The sequence below is a fragment of the Streptomyces sp. NBC_01352 genome, assembly GCF_036237295.1.
In the GTDB taxonomy this organism is placed as follows: Bacteria; Actinomycetota; Actinomycetes; order Streptomycetales; family Streptomycetaceae; genus Streptomyces; species Streptomyces plumbiresistens.
Window position 1 is genome coordinate 9,489,508 of record NZ_CP108354.1, and the last position, 13,455, is coordinate 9,502,962.

The following is a 13,455-nucleotide window of genomic DNA, read 5'->3' on the forward strand; positions in this document are numbered from 1 at the left end:
CGCGCCAGGGCCGTCGTACGAACAACGCCTTCCGGCGTGAAGTCCAGAGCGAGGAAAGCGAAGGGACTAATTTCAATAGGAGTGTGAGAAGGAAGCCCCTTCATGGCCTCGCCGTGGTCAACGCTAGCAGTCACTCGGGGATCAGGTCGCGCAGATTTTCGAGCGTGACGATCCGGGAGTCCGGGTGCAGCCCCTCAGGGCGTTCCAGACCGATGTACGTGACGGGCCCCTCCGGCACGGACGTGCCGTCCCACACCGTCGTGCCGGTGGTGGCGTCGGCCATCAGCTCCGTGAGGTACCGCACCGTCAGCTGCTCGCGCTCGACGATGCCGCGCAGCAGCGTGGCGACCGAGACCCGGTTGCCTTCGACCCGGTTCGACGTCGGGGTGCCCTTCAGGTACAGATGCAGCCACTTGGCCCGCCACCGGCCGTCCTCGCCCCGCAGGAAGGCCAGCGGCAGCGCCACCCGGCCGGGGCCGCGCAGCTCCGACTTCATCCGCACCGTGCGCGCCTCGAACGGACGGCCCTTCTGCTCGCCGTCCCGCAGCATGAACCCGAAGAACGACTCCTCGACCTCCTCGAAGCCCTCCCCGGAGAAGAGGTTGACCTGCGGCACGATGAAGGTGCCCTGTACGGCGCCGAGCCGCAGGTTGATGAACTCCGAGGCCCCTTCGGGCGCGTCGACGATGTCGCCGGAGTGCTCGCCGTCCACGGCGGAGAGGTTCGTGTACGACAGCCAGGAGACCGTCTCGTAGTCGGCCCCCAGCATCAGCGCCGACAGGTCGTAGTCGGTGGTCCGCTCGGTCTGCTTCCAGTACACGAAGAAGCGCAGCAGCTCGCCGTCGACCGGGGAGACCGAGCCGCGCGGCAGCACGCCGAGGCCCGCCGCGGTCGCCTTGCCGCTGAGCGGCAGCGCCACGTCGAGGACGTCCGGGTCGACCAAGAGGTGCCCCGGAGCGGGGAGCCGGCGGCGGGTCTCCGCGTCGAGCGCGGCGATCAGACGGTCCCGTTCCGGTGCCGGCAGGGGCGGGCGGTCCTCGGCGGCGACCCAGGCACGGCCCATCCGGTTGATGAAGACCCGCCGGTGACCGGGCTCGTCGGCGCGGTTGTGCAGGTGCTCGCGCACCGACAGCACGACCCGGCCGGCGACCGAGCCGACGACCTCCTCGACGGCGGCCACGACAGCCTCCCGCTCCTCCTCCTCGTCGGCGGCCGTACGCAGCAGCCGGTCCAGTGCCCGGAGCAGCTTGCCCGGAGCGGACTTCAGCAACGCGGCCGCCGCGACCACGTCACCCGCGCCGAGCAGCTCCTCGACCCGGCTGTCGAAGGACCGCGCCGTCAGCTCGCCGCGGGCGACGGCGAACACCTCGGCGGCGTGCGGCCACCGCGGGTACTCGTGCGGATGCAGCCGCTCACCGAGGCGCTTGAACTCCTCGCGGTGCGCGTGGACGTCGGCGAGCTTGGCCTCGGCCGCGGCGACGACGCCGTCCAGACCGGCGAGCAGCGCGCGACGGACGGGACGCGACAGCGCCCGGAACCGCGTCGGCTCCTGAAGGGTCACGTCACCGCCCGACAGCGCGCACGCCAGGCGCAGCACGTCGGTCACGGTGTCCAGGAGCAGGTCCGCGCCCACCTTCAGCCGGGCCTCGTTGACCACCGCACGGTTCTCCCGGACCGGTATCGCCTCCGGCTGGGGCCCGCTCGCGCAGTGCCCCGCGAGCGCCTTCAGGTCGCTCAGCCCCTCCTCGCCCAGCGGCGTCGCGCTGCCGGCCAGCGCCAGGTACAGGCCGGTGACCTCGTCGTCGAGCGCGCCGCCGAGATGCAGCACCGTCATCCGGTCGCCCGCCGCGGCGATCAGCTCGTCGTGGGCGGCGAGCAGCTCGGCGTAGGTGTGCTGGTAGCGGCCGTACGACGGGAGGGTGAGCAGGTTCACCACCCCCTGGCGCAGCTGCTCGAGCACGCCGGGGCGCGCCTTGCTGTCGTCGAGGGCCTCGGTGATGCAGCGCATCCAGAAGTCGAAGGTGTCCGGCACGTTGGCCGGGAAGTCGACGAAGTAGACGTTGTGCTCGACGTGGTCGCCGACCATCTCGCGGACCGTGCGCAGGGTGCGTACGGCGGTGTCGACGACCGTGGCCTCCGACAGCCCGGACAGGTGCCGCAGCAGCGGTGCCGACAGCTTGAAGCCGACGGACATCAGCGCGGCGTCGAACTGCCGCGCCGCGACCTCGCCCTCACCGGCCGGACCGGTGGGGGAGGGCAGGCGATGGGTGTGCCGGACGACCAGCGGTTCCAGACTCTCGACCATTCCGGGATGATCGCAGAGCGGCGCAGGCCACCGCACCGGAGTTTTCGACCGGTGTTCGAGTCAGGAGCGCTGGTCCTGCTCGGCCTTCTTCTCCTTGATGCGCACCGCTTCCTGGCGCACCTCGGCCTGGGTGGCGCGCTCCTTCTCCAGCCACTCGGGCCGGTCCTGCTTGAGCGCCTCGATCTGCTCGGTGGTCAGCGGCTCCGTGACGCCGCCGCGCGCCAGGCCGGCGATGGAGACGCCGAGCTTCGCCGCGACGACCGGGCGGGGGTGCGGGCCGGTGCTGCGCAGCTCCTGCAGCCACGCGGGCGGGTTCGCCTGGAGCTCGTTCAGCTCGGAGCGGGTGACGACCCCGTCCTGGAACTCCTGAGGGGTGGCCGGGAGGTACACACCCAGCTTCTTCGCCGCGGTCGCGGGCTTCATCGTCTGGGTGGTCTGGTGCGACTTCATGGTGTCCAGACTATCGACCGCGCGCGAGACGTCCGACCACGGCGGGTAGCCTGGCGTGGTGACAGGCTCTGCGGCATCCCCTTCGTTCCGGCTCGCATACGTCCCCGGAGTGACCCCCGGCAAGTGGGTGCGGATCTGGCAGGAGCGCCTGCCGGGCGTTCCGCTGGAGCTGGTCGCGGTGCCGGCCGCCGAGGCATCCGATGTGCTGCGGGCCGGCGACGCCGACGCGGCGCTGGTACGGCTCCCGGTCGACCGTACGGTCTTCAGCGCGATCCCCCTCTACGAAGAGACGACCGTCGTCGTGGCCCCCAAGGACCACCTCGTCACGGCGGTGGACGAGTTGTCCGCCGAGGATCTCGCCGACGAGATCCTGCTGCACCCCCTGGACGACGTCCTCGGCTGGGAGCGGCCCCCCGGGCAGCCCGCCCTGGAACGCCCCGCCACGACCGAGGACGCCGTCGAACTCGTGGCGGCGGGCATCGGTCTCCTGGCCGTCCCCCAGTCCGTGGCCCGTCTGCACCACCGCAAGGACCTCACCTACCGCACCCTCGTGGACGCCCCCCAGTCCGGCGTCGCCCTGGCCTGGCCCGAGGACGCGACCACCGACCTGGTCGAGGACTTCATCGGCATCGTCCGCGGACGGACGGCCAACAGCACCCGCGGGCGTACCAAGCCGGAGCCCGAGGCCCGCCCGGAGCGCAAGCGGGCCGAACAGAAGGGCGGCGGCCGCAAACCGGCCGCGGGCAAGCCGACCGGCAAGGGCTCCCGCGGCGGTTCCGGCGGCGCCCGCGGTGCGGGCGGCTCCCAGGGCGCCCGCCGCGGCAAGCCGCGCCGCCGGTCGTAACCCGCGGCGCCGTCAGGCCGCGAAGGACGCCTTCCCCGCCGTACTCACCACCTTGTCGCCGTCGGCCCGGGCGAGCAGCCCGGCGGACACCCACGCGTCCACCACCGACCGCACCCGGGACACCAGCGCCCCCTTGCCCGCGAACGGCGCCGCGGCCCAGATCTCGTCCAGCAGTGTCGTGCCGTCGGCCTTCGCCGGATTGGCCACGCCGGAGTCGACGGTGCCGAGGACCACGCGGGGTTCGGAGCGCCGGAAGTAGGCGTGCGTCGGGTCCTCCGTCCCCTCGGAGAACGGGGCGAACTCGGTGCCGTCCAGGGTGTAGTGGAGCGGCTTGCCCGCCACGGGAGTGAGGGTGGGCAGCAGGTCGCCGGAGAGGCCGGCGTTGCGGTACAGGCCGAACGGCAGGTACTCCGTGGCCGGGTTGCGGGCGACGAGGTTGACCGGACCGTAGAAGAGGGTCTGCAGCGACGGGTCGTCGAGGGCCTTCTCCACGCGCAGCCGGAAGGGAATGGCGACGCGCACGGTGTCGCCGGAGCGCCACGTCCGGGACACGGTGAAGTAGCTCCCGGGAGTCGGAGTACCGGACACCGCCCGCCCGTTGACCGTGACCCGGAACCCGGCACTCGCCCAGGACGGCACGCGCAGCCGAAGCGCGAAGGCGGCGCTGCCCTGGATCCTCAGCGTGGTCCCCTGCTCCGCCGGATAGGCGGTGGTCTGGGTGACCGTGACGCCCTTCTCCGCCCAGGTCAGTGTGGACGGGCTGTAGAGGTTGACGTACAGGGCGGTGCCGTCGGCCTTCTTGAAGTACACCGAGTCCTGGTACTTCGTCGCGCTCTCCATGCCCGTGCCCTCGCAGCAGGTCGTGCCCTGCTTGGGCGTGTAGTCCCGCACATGACCGGGCGTGAGGCCGATGAAGTACGTGACGAGCGGTTTCTCCGCGTCCGCCCTGTCCTGCTTGGAGCCGAGCACCTGGTTGTAGAGGGCCCGCTCGTAGTAGTCCATGTACTTCGGGGACTGCTCGTGGAAGAACAGCATCCGGCTGAGCTTCAGCAGGTTGTACGCGCAGCAGGTCTCGGCGGTCGTCGTGCTGATCGTCCCCGCGATCACCCCGGAGGCCTTCCAGAACTCCGCGGTGCTGGTGCCGCCGATGCCGTACATGCGTCCCGGTACGACCATGCCCCAGAAGTTCTTCGCGGCGGTGAGGTAGCGCTCCTCGCCCGTCGCGTCGTACAGCCGGACCAGCCCGGTGAAGATCGGGATGTGCTGGTTGGCGTGCAGGCCGTCGAGGATGTCGGTGTTCGCGGCGCACGCGTCGATGAGCTTGTCGAGGTCGAACAGCCTGGCCAGCGCGAGGTGTTCGGCCTTTCCGGTGAGCGCGTGCAGGTCGACGATCGCCTCGACGATGCCGCCGAACTCGCCGCTGGAGAAGATGCCCCACATCCGCTGGAGGGTGGCGTCGGGCAGCTTGGACAGCCGGGCGTACATCCAGTCGCACAAGCCGGACGCGAGGTCCAGCGCCCGTGCGTCGTCGGTGGCGCTGTGCGCGTCCAGGAGACCCCTGAGGATCTTGTGCGCGGTGTAGTAGGGCGCCCACACCTTGGTGTAGTCGGGGCTGGTCCTCGACTCCAGGTCGATGAACTGGGTCTCCGGGTACGCCGCCAGGAACCCGGGATGGCTGGGCCCGCCCCAGGTGCGGCGCAGAGTGGCGGTGAGGCCACGGCCGGAGGCGTCGGCGAAGGTCCCGCCGGTCGTCTCGTCGAAGGCGTACGAGGCCAGGTCGCCGCGGCCCGTCGAGGCGTCGGCGGCTCGCGCGGTCTGGAGCTGGGTGATCTCGCCGGCGGTCAGGGCGCGCGACCAGACGTCGAACTCGTCGTAGGCGCCCGCGAAGACCGGGTCGCCGGAGTAGTTCGAGCGGCCGAGCCAGTTGTTGGCGAGCGTGCCGAGGGCCGCCGGCGTGAGGGACATCGACGTGTTCCGCGCGACGGCCGTCCCGTTGACGTACAGCGTGCCGGTGCCGCCCGCGATCGTCACCGCCAGATGGCTCCACTGGTTCAGCGGCAGGGCGACGGTGCCGTCGAGTCCCTGCTCGCCGCCGGGTCCGCTCGTCGTGATGGCGAAGCGGGGCACGCCGTTCGCGTTGCGCGCGGCCAGATACAGGTAACGCGTGGTGTTGTCGCCGAAGTCGAAGATCCGCGTCCAGTTGGCGTCGTGCGTGGGCCTGACCCAGGCGGACAGGGTGATCGCCGAGGCGCCGCCGAGGACTCCGGCCGGGAGATCGACGTACTGGTACGAGCCGCGCACGTTCTCCGCCGAAGTCCCGAACTTCCCGGGGGAGTTCAGGACGACCGGGTCACGGCGCAACGCCTCGCGCACCTCGGTCAGCGCCTCGACCATGGTGCGGATCTTGTCGACGAAGACCTGCTCGCCGGTGCCGGCGTACGCCTGGGACAGCATGGTCAGGAAGTGGCCGGTGTAGTGGCCGCGCAGGTTGCCGTTGGCCTCACCGTCCAGGCCCTCCCAGCCGCCGGGGGCGACCGCGCCGCCCGTGGCGAGACCGGCGTTGGCGCGAAAGACCTGGAGCAGCCGGTTCACGTCGTAGCCACGGGCATGGTCGAGCATCAGCTGCCGCTTGTCGGCGAAGACGCCCTGCTCCAGCTTCACGTCCTCGAGCGCGAAGGGCCGTACGGTCCACACGGACGGTTCCTCCGAGACTGCGGCGACGGCCCGGCCGGTCGCGGCGTACGAGATCGCCGGGGTGACCGCGGCGAGCGCCGCGGCCTGGAAAAGGTGCCGTCTGGAGAGGGGCGGTGCCATGGGTGCGCCTCCACGGGGCCATGTTCACGGGCATTCAAGGGCGTTAGCGAGCGTTCGGCATATCGAACTGCGTGCGGGTGATCGACCAGACGATAGGGAGGGGACAGAGGAGCGTCAACGGGTCTGGAGTGGTCAATTCCGGCCGCTGGACGGGGCGTCGGCGTGGATGTCGGTTTCGGTGATGCCCGTCGCGACCCCGCGACGTGGGCCCGTGGCGGCGCCCCCGGTGGCAGAATCGCCCCGTGGACCGGGGGATCCTGGAGCGCGAGACCGAGCTGGTGCGACTGGCTGCGGCCGCCCGGGAGGCGGCGGACGGGGCCGGATCGGTGGTGCTCGTCTTCGGAGAGGCGGGCATCGGGAAGTCGAGCCTGGTCAAGGCCCTGCCGGAGCGGCTCCCGGACCAGGCCAGGATGCTCGTCGGGGAGTGCGACGACCTCGCCACGCGACGGCCGCTCGGCCCGTTCCGCGACCTCGTCGGGACCGTCGGCGCCGAACTGGCCCGGGCCGTCACGGAGGGCGGCGACCGGCCGCGCGTCTACGAGGCCCTGCACGAAGAGCTGGCCGGGGGTCCGCATCCTGCGGTACTCGTCGTCGAGGACGTCCACTGGGCCGACGAGGCCTCCCTCGACGCCCTGCGCTTCCTGGTGCGGCGCGTGGAGCGACTGCCCGCCCTGCTCGTCCTCACCTACCGGGACGACGAGTTGACCAGCGGGCACCCCCTGCGCCACCTCCTCGGCCAGCTCTCCCGCGTGCGCCGCGTCCACCGGCTCCCGCTGGCCCGCCTCTCCCTGGCCGCCGTACGCACCCTGAGCGCGGCCGGGCGGCTCGACGCGGCGCAGGTGTACGCCGTGACGTCGGGCAACCCGTTCTTCGTCGCCGAGGTCGTGGCCGCGGGCGGCACCGGGGGCGTGCCGCCGACCGTCGTCGACGCCGTGCTCGCCAGACTGCGCGGGCTCGACTCCGCCACCGTGGCCGCCCTGGAACAGCTCGCCGTCGTCCCCTCGGCCGTCGAGCGCCCGCTCATCGACGTCCTGCTCGCGGACGGCGTGGCCGTACTGGCGGCGGCCGAACAGCGCGGCCTGCTGGCCGTGGCCCCGGAGCGGGTGGCGTTCCGGCACGAGCTGATCCGGCGGGCCGTCGCCGACTCCCTGCCCGCCGCCCGCCGCATCGAGCTCAACCGCACCGTCCTCGCGGCCCTCGTCGCCCGGCCCGGCTCCGACACCGCCCGCATCGTCCACCACGCCGCCCAGGCCGGCGACCGGGACGCCATCGCCCGGTACGGGCCCGACGCCGCCAAGGACGCCGCGGGAGCGGGCGCCCACCGCGAGGCCGCCGCCCAGCTGCGGCTGGTCCTGCGCGACCGGCACCGCTACGCCCCGGCCGACCTCGCCGACCTCCTCGAGCGCTACGCGGTGGAGTGCTACACCGTCGCCGACTCGGCCGCCGCCGTCGTCGCCCAGCGGGACGCGGTCGCCCTGCGCCGCTCCCTCGGCGACATCCGCGCCCTCGGCGCCGATCTGCGCTGGCTGTCCCGCATCCACTGGTGGGCAGGCGACGCCGACCCGGCCGAGGAAGCCGCCCGCGAGGCCGTCGCCGTCCTGGAACACGCGGGCGACGACCGGCTGCTGGCGCTCGCCGTCAGCAACACCGCCCAGCTGCGCATGCTGTCCGAGCGCTACGCCGAGGCGGTCACGCACGGCGAACGCGCCATCGCCCTGGCCCGGAAGGCGGGCGATCCCGCGATCCTGTCGCACGCCCTCAACAACGTCGGCACGGCCCGCTGGCGCGGCGGAGACCCCGGCGGGCGCCGCCAGTTGGAGGAGAGCCTCGACGTCGCCCTCGCCGCCGGCGAGGTCGAACACGCCTGCCGGGCCTACGCCAACCTGATCTGGAACCTGCTCGACACCCTCCAGTACGCCGAGGCCGACCGCTTCCTGCCACCGGCGATGGACCTGGCCGACCGCGCCGAACACCTCGGCTTCCTCAACTACCTCCACGTCGAGCTGGCCATGCGGCGCCTCGCGGCCGCCGACTGGGACGACGCCGAGAAACACGCCGAGTTCGGGATGCACGACTTCGTCCCCGCCCGCTGCCCCGCCCTGACCGTCCTCGCCCGGGTCCGCATCCGCCGCGGCGGGCCGCCCGGCGCCGAGGAACTCCTCGACGAGGCCTGGGAGATCGCCGTACGGACCCGGGAACTCCAGCGCACCGGGCCGGTGGCCGTGGCCCGCGCCGAGGCTGCCTGGCTGCGCGGGGATCCGGCCGGCGTCGTCGCGGCCGTCGAACCCGTCCACGCCCAGGCCCGTGACCTGCCGGGCGCCCCCTACCGCGCCGAGCTCGGCTACTGGCTCACCCTGGCCGGCCACCCGGTCCCGGCCGACGACACGGAGCATCCGTACGCCCTGCAAGCCCGCGGACAGTGGCAGCGGGCCGCGGAGCTCTGGCAGGCGGCGGGCTGCCCCTACGAACACGCCGTCGCCCTCGCGCAGAGCCCGGACCCCGCCGACCGGCTCACCGCGCTCACGGCACTCGACGCCCTCGGCGCCGAGCCGCAGGCCCGGCTGATCCGCGCCGAACTGCGGCGCCTGGGCCTGCGTCACATCCCCCGCGGCCCGCTCGCGGCGACCCGCGACAACCCCGCCGGTCTCACCGAACGCCAGCTCCAGGTGGTGCGACTGCTCGTCGACGGACTGACCAACGCGGAGATCGCCGCCCGGCTCGTCGTATCCGTCCGTACGGTCGACAACCACGTGCGCGCGGTCCTCGACAAGCTGGGCGCGCCCACGCGGCGGCAGGTCGCGGTCCGCGCGACCGAGCTGGGCCTGTCCGGTGGCCGCGAAACCTAGGTACCCGCCGAGCCCGAGCTGGGTGACGGTCACGGATACCTACACCTGCGCGACCCGCGTAGAACGGGCGTATCGACCCGAAACGACAACCGGGGGAACCGCATGACCAGCACACCCGCCCACGCAGCCCGACGCGAACTGGCCAACTTCACCGGAGAGTTGATCGGCCCCGACGACACCGGCTACCAGGACGCCCGCGCCGTCTACAACGCGATGATCGACAAGCGCCCCGCGCTCGTCGCCCGCTGCGCCGACGCGGACGCCGTCGCCCGAGTGATCGGCTTCGCCCGCGCACACGACCTCCCGCTCGCGGTCCGCGGCGGCGGCCACCACGGCGCCGGACTCGGCACCGTCGACGGGGGAGTGGTCGCCGACCTGTCGCCCCTCAAGGACATCCACGTCGACCCCGAGGCCCGCACGGTCCGGGTCGGCGGCGGCTGCGTCTGGGGAGAGGTCGACCGCGCCACCAACGCGCACGGCCTCGCCACCCCCAGCGGCATCATCTCCACCACCGGGGTCGGCGGCCTCGCCACCGGCGGCGGGCTCGGCCACCTGACCCGCAGGTGCGGGCTGACCATCGACAACCTGCTGGAGGCCGACCTCGTCCTGGCCGACGGCCGGCAGGTGCGGGCGAGCGCCGACGAGAACAGCGACCTGTTCTGGGCGGTCCGGGGCGGCGGCGGCAACTTCGGCGTCGCCACCTCGTTCCTGTTCCGGCTGCACGAGGTGAGCACCGTCATCGCCGGGCCGACGTTCTGGCCCGTCGAGATCGGCGCCGAGGTCCTCGCCGCCTACCGGGACTTCCTCCCGACCGCGCCCCGCGAGCTCAACGCCTTCTTCCTGTTCGGCACCGTGCCGCCCGCCCCGCCGTTCCCCGAGGAGTTCCAGCTGCGCAAGACCGCCGGTGTCGTGTGGTGCTACACGGGCGACGACACCGAGGCGGCCGCACGGGAGATGGCCCCGCTGCTCGACGCCCTGCCGCAGCCGATGCTGCACGCGCCCGGGCCCATGCCGCACCCCGACATGCAGGCCATGTTCGACGGGCTCTACCCGCCGGGCCACCAGTGGTACTGGCGCGCCGACTTCGTCGACGACATCCCGGACGAGGCCGTCGACCTGCACGCCAAGTTCGGCGCGGAAGTGCCCACCATGCAGTCGACGATGCACCTCTACCCGATCGACGGCGCCGCCCACGACGTCGGCCCGGACGAGACGCCCTGGGCCTACCGCGAGGCGCGCTGGGCGTCCGTGTACGCCGGTGTCGACCCCGACCCGGCCAACGCCGAGCTGGTCAGGCGGTGGACGGTCGACTACTTCGAGGCACTGCACCCGTACTCGGCGGGCGGCGCCTACGTGAACATGATGATGGACGAGGGCCAGGAACGCGTCCGGGCCAGCTACCGCGGCAACTACGACCGCCTGGCCCGGATCAAGGCCGCCCACGACCCGGACAACGTCTTCCGCCTCAACCAGAACATCCAGCCGACGCCGGAGCCGCGGTACGAGGCCCGGCCCTGAAGTCGGACCGAGGGGGTGGCCGAGCGACTAGGGGTTCTGCGTGAGGACGAAGTCCAGCGCGGCGCTGACGTTGACCAGTCCGGCTCCGGTGGCCTTGTCGGGGCCGGGCCGGGCGCGGCTGCCGAACCGCGGGTGACTGGTGCCGGCCGTGACGTCGGTGGCGGTCCTGACGAGGGCCTCGGTGACCTGGGCGGGAGTGAGCCCCGGCCGGGCCCCGAGCAGCAGGGCCGCCGCTCCGGCGATCTGCGGTGCCGCGGCGGACGTACCCGAGAACAGCGCCCAGCCGTCGTCCCGCGCGGTACCGTCCGCGGGAGCGTCCGGGTCCTCGGGGTCCGGCAGGCTCTCGCCGACATCGATCTCACAGCCGGGCGGCACCGGCAGCATGAGGTACTGGGCGCGGGGCAGCATGCCGACCAGACCGGACACCGTCGGCACGACGACGCCGTCCATCCAGGGACTGGCGTACCCGCTCGTGTAGTTGGACGCCCGCAGCCGGCCGTCCGGACCCGCGAACACCCCGCCGGCGGCGATCACACCGGGCACCTGCGGCTCGATCGTGAACTGGCCGTTGCCGCCCGAGAAGACGACGACGATGCCCTGCTCCACCGCGTCCAGGATCTCCAGCGCGAAGATCACGTCGGACTGACTCGGCGGCCCCATCGGAGGGAACTTCTGGTCCCCGCCCCAGGAGTTGGTGAGCACCTGCGGGCGGTCGGCCTTCGCGCGCACGAAACCCGCCACGGCGGCCGTGAGCTCACCGCGCCGGTCGCTGGCCCGGTACGGGCGCAGCCGCGCGCCCGGCGCCACGGCGAAGGCGTTCGCCGATTCACCGGTGCCGTGCCCGATCGGGTCCTCCGCGGGGCTGGTACCGGGCACGAGCGCGACGGTCCGACCGACGTCGTAGTCGTGCGCGGCGAAGAAGGCGTGCGGAGCCTGCCCCGTGTCCACCATGGCGACCTGCACTCCGCGACCCACTTCCCCCACCCCGTGGGCCGACCTCGCGTTGAGGAGCCTGGCCACGTCGTGCGGAAGCGTGAGGTGGAACGCCGTGACCGTCGGCGGCTCGGCGGCGGCCGGGAGCACGCGCATGGGGGTGCGGGGCCGCTCCAGCGCGACGGCCTCGATGGCGTCCTCGCCGGGCGCGTCACCGACGCCGAGGGCGGCCGGTTGACGGTCGCCGACGATGTCGAGATGCGTGACGGAACGCACCCGGTTCATCGCCACCCGCTGACGCACCTCGTAGCTGGCGATCCGTCCGCTGGTCAGCTGTTCGTAGGCGGCCGGCGTACCCGCCACGGTGAAGCCCAGCCGGCTCTCGGCGGTCACGGTCAGTCCCGCCGTCCGTGCGTACTCCTTGGCGCGCTCCTGGGTGTCGCCCTCGGCGTGGAACGGCGCGGCCGACCGGAGGCTGCTCGCCCGGGTCATCGGTATCCCGCCCCGAGAGCGGGCGGAGACATAGCCGTACACGGTGTCCGGAACGTCCTGCCCGTACGCGGGAGTTGTCGGGCTGGTCATCTGTCCTCCAGAAGTGGAGGCCCGGACGCACGCGTCACGGCAGCCGGTCACGAGCTCCGGGCGTGGGGGGTCGGCAGCACGGTGACGGACCTCGCGGTACTCGCGAGCGCCGGCGGCACGGGCAGCGACCGGGGACGAGAGCGGGTCCCGAGACGCGGGACCTCGAACGCCTCGGCGAGGGTCCGGCCCGATCCGGTCAGCAGCGCTCCGGCGGTCATCGGCAGCACGTCGATGCCATGACGGGAGCACCACGGAACCAGGTCGCCGGCCGAAGCGTCGGGCCGCAACTCGACCAGGGCCTCGACGAACTCCTCCTCGGACGCGTCACCTTGCCCCGATGTCACGTGTGTCTCCTGCTGGTTCACTCATCCCCTCAAGCTTCGCATTCGTTGCGCAGCTCCGCAAAAGATGGTAAATAGGCGCGATTGCCGTAGGTCGATCACCGCGGCCGCTCCGGAGCCGTCCGTACGAGCCAGTCGTACGCGGCCCGCGCCGTGAACTCCGCCTGTCCGCCGCGCAGGAGAAGGCCCGCCGCGGCGAACTCCGGGGCGTCGGCCTGCGCGGCGACGTACGGGATCGCGATGCAGCGCATCCCGGCCGCGTGGGCCGCGGCGGCGCCCGGCGCCGCGTCCTCCAGGACCACGCAGTCGGCCGGGTCCGCTCCGAGCCGGCGAGCCGCCTCCAGGAACACGTCGGGGGCGGGCTTGCCCCGTGCGACCTCGTCGGCCGAGACGGCGGTCCGGAGGTACGTGTCCAGGCCGGTGCCGGCCAGGATCGCGTCGATGGCCAGGGGCGACGACCCCGACGCCACGGCCATCGGGACGCCCTCGCCCGCCAGCAGCTCCACGAACGTCCGCATCTCGGGGTAGGCGGAGGTGGACGCGCGCGCCAACTCCAGATAGCGGCGGTTCTTGGCGGCCAGCAGCTCCTCCACCGGGGCGCGCAGCCCGTACAGCTCCTTCCAGTGGGCGACCGTCTCCTGCGTGCTGATGCCGACGTACCGCTCGTGGTCCGCCCAGGTGAAGTCCGGGACACCGTGCTCGGCCAGAATCTGCCGGCCCGCCTCGTAGTAGTTCGGCTCGCTGTCCACGAGCGTTCCGTCGAGATCGAAGATGACCGCGGGGGCGCCGAAAGTGCTCATGACCTCATGATTTCAAAGGCCA

General features: G+C 72.7%; 9 protein-coding genes. 3 read left to right on the forward strand and 6 right to left on the reverse strand.

Translation table 11 applies throughout. The features are described 5' to 3' along the window. Window positions 1-130: 130 nt before the first annotated feature. Window positions 131-2,305: a TerD family protein gene (locus tag OG252_RS43520; protein WP_329343129.1), complete on the reverse strand. Its 2,175-nt coding sequence runs from the start codon at window positions 2,303-2,305 to the stop codon at window positions 131-133. Window positions 2,306-2,365: 60 nt separating this feature from the next. After that, window positions 2,366-2,755, reverse strand: a complete 390-nt coding sequence (locus tag OG252_RS43525) for a DUF5997 family protein (protein WP_266444483.1) — start codon at window positions 2,753-2,755, stop codon at window positions 2,366-2,368. Window positions 2,756-2,813: 58 nt separating this feature from the next. Here OG252_RS43525 and OG252_RS43530 point away from each other — a divergent pair, with 58 nt between their 5' ends. Continuing rightward, window positions 2,814-3,599, forward strand: coding sequence for a LysR family transcriptional regulator substrate-binding protein (locus tag OG252_RS43530; protein ID WP_266444486.1), 786 nt, complete (start codon window positions 2,814-2,816; stop codon window positions 3,597-3,599). Between the two features lie 12 nt (window positions 3,600-3,611). Here the strand turns inward: OG252_RS43530 and OG252_RS43535 are convergent, their stop codons facing one another. Then, window positions 3,612-6,413, reverse strand: coding sequence for a beta-L-arabinofuranosidase domain-containing protein (locus tag OG252_RS43535; protein WP_329343132.1), 2,802 nt, complete (start codon window positions 6,411-6,413; stop codon window positions 3,612-3,614). Between the two features lie 242 nt (window positions 6,414-6,655). Here OG252_RS43535 and OG252_RS43540 point away from each other — a divergent pair, with 242 nt between their 5' ends. Both OG252_RS43540 and OG252_RS43545 read left to right on the forward strand, forming a co-directional pair. Then, the gene (locus OG252_RS43540; protein ID WP_329343134.1) at window positions 6,656-9,259 is read left to right on the forward strand and encodes a helix-turn-helix transcriptional regulator; all 2,604 of its coding nucleotides are present in this window, start codon (window positions 6,656-6,658) and stop codon (window positions 9,257-9,259) included. 102 nt (window positions 9,260-9,361) lie between these two features. After that, window positions 9,362-10,777, forward strand: a complete 1,416-nt coding sequence (locus tag OG252_RS43545; RefSeq protein WP_329343136.1) for an FAD-binding oxidoreductase — start codon at window positions 9,362-9,364, stop codon at window positions 10,775-10,777. Between the two features lie 27 nt (window positions 10,778-10,804). Here OG252_RS43545 and OG252_RS43550 read toward each other — a convergent pair whose 3' ends face one another. The 3 genes from OG252_RS43550 to OG252_RS43560 form a co-directional block, all read right to left on the reverse strand. Continuing rightward, complete coding sequence (locus OG252_RS43550; protein WP_329343139.1) at window positions 10,805-12,292, reverse strand: S8 family serine peptidase; 1,488 nt, start codon at window positions 12,290-12,292, stop codon at window positions 10,805-10,807. 47 nt (window positions 12,293-12,339) lie between these two features. Continuing rightward, complete coding sequence (locus OG252_RS43555; protein ID WP_266444498.1) at window positions 12,340-12,636, reverse strand: hypothetical protein; 297 nt, start codon at window positions 12,634-12,636, stop codon at window positions 12,340-12,342. A gap of 95 nt (window positions 12,637-12,731) precedes the next feature. Further along, window positions 12,732-13,433 carry an HAD family hydrolase gene (locus OG252_RS43560; RefSeq protein WP_329343141.1) on the reverse strand — a complete coding sequence of 234 codons (702 nt, stop codon included), beginning with the start codon at window positions 13,431-13,433 and terminating at the stop codon, window positions 12,732-12,734. Window positions 13,434-13,455: the final 22 nt, after the last annotated feature.

Coding starts and splice junctions, on each gene's coding strand:
- OG252_RS43520 (WP_329343129.1), bottom strand. CDS start 2,305: ATGGTCGAGAGTCTGGAACCGCTGGTCGTCCGGCACACCCATCGCCTG.
- OG252_RS43560 (WP_329343141.1), bottom strand. CDS start 13,433: ATGAGCACTTTCGGCGCCCCCGCGGTCATCTTCGATCTCGACGGAACG.
- OG252_RS43550 (WP_329343139.1), bottom strand. CDS start 12,292: ATGACCAGCCCGACAACTCCCGCGTACGGGCAGGACGTTCCGGACACC.
- OG252_RS43545 (WP_329343136.1), top strand. CDS start 9,362: ATGACCAGCACACCCGCCCACGCAGCCCGACGCGAACTGGCCAACTTC.
- OG252_RS43535 (WP_329343132.1), bottom strand. CDS start 6,413: ATGGCACCGCCCCTCTCCAGACGGCACCTTTTCCAGGCCGCGGCGCTC.
- OG252_RS43525 (WP_266444483.1), bottom strand. CDS start 2,755: ATGAAGTCGCACCAGACCACCCAGACGATGAAGCCCGCGACCGCGGCG.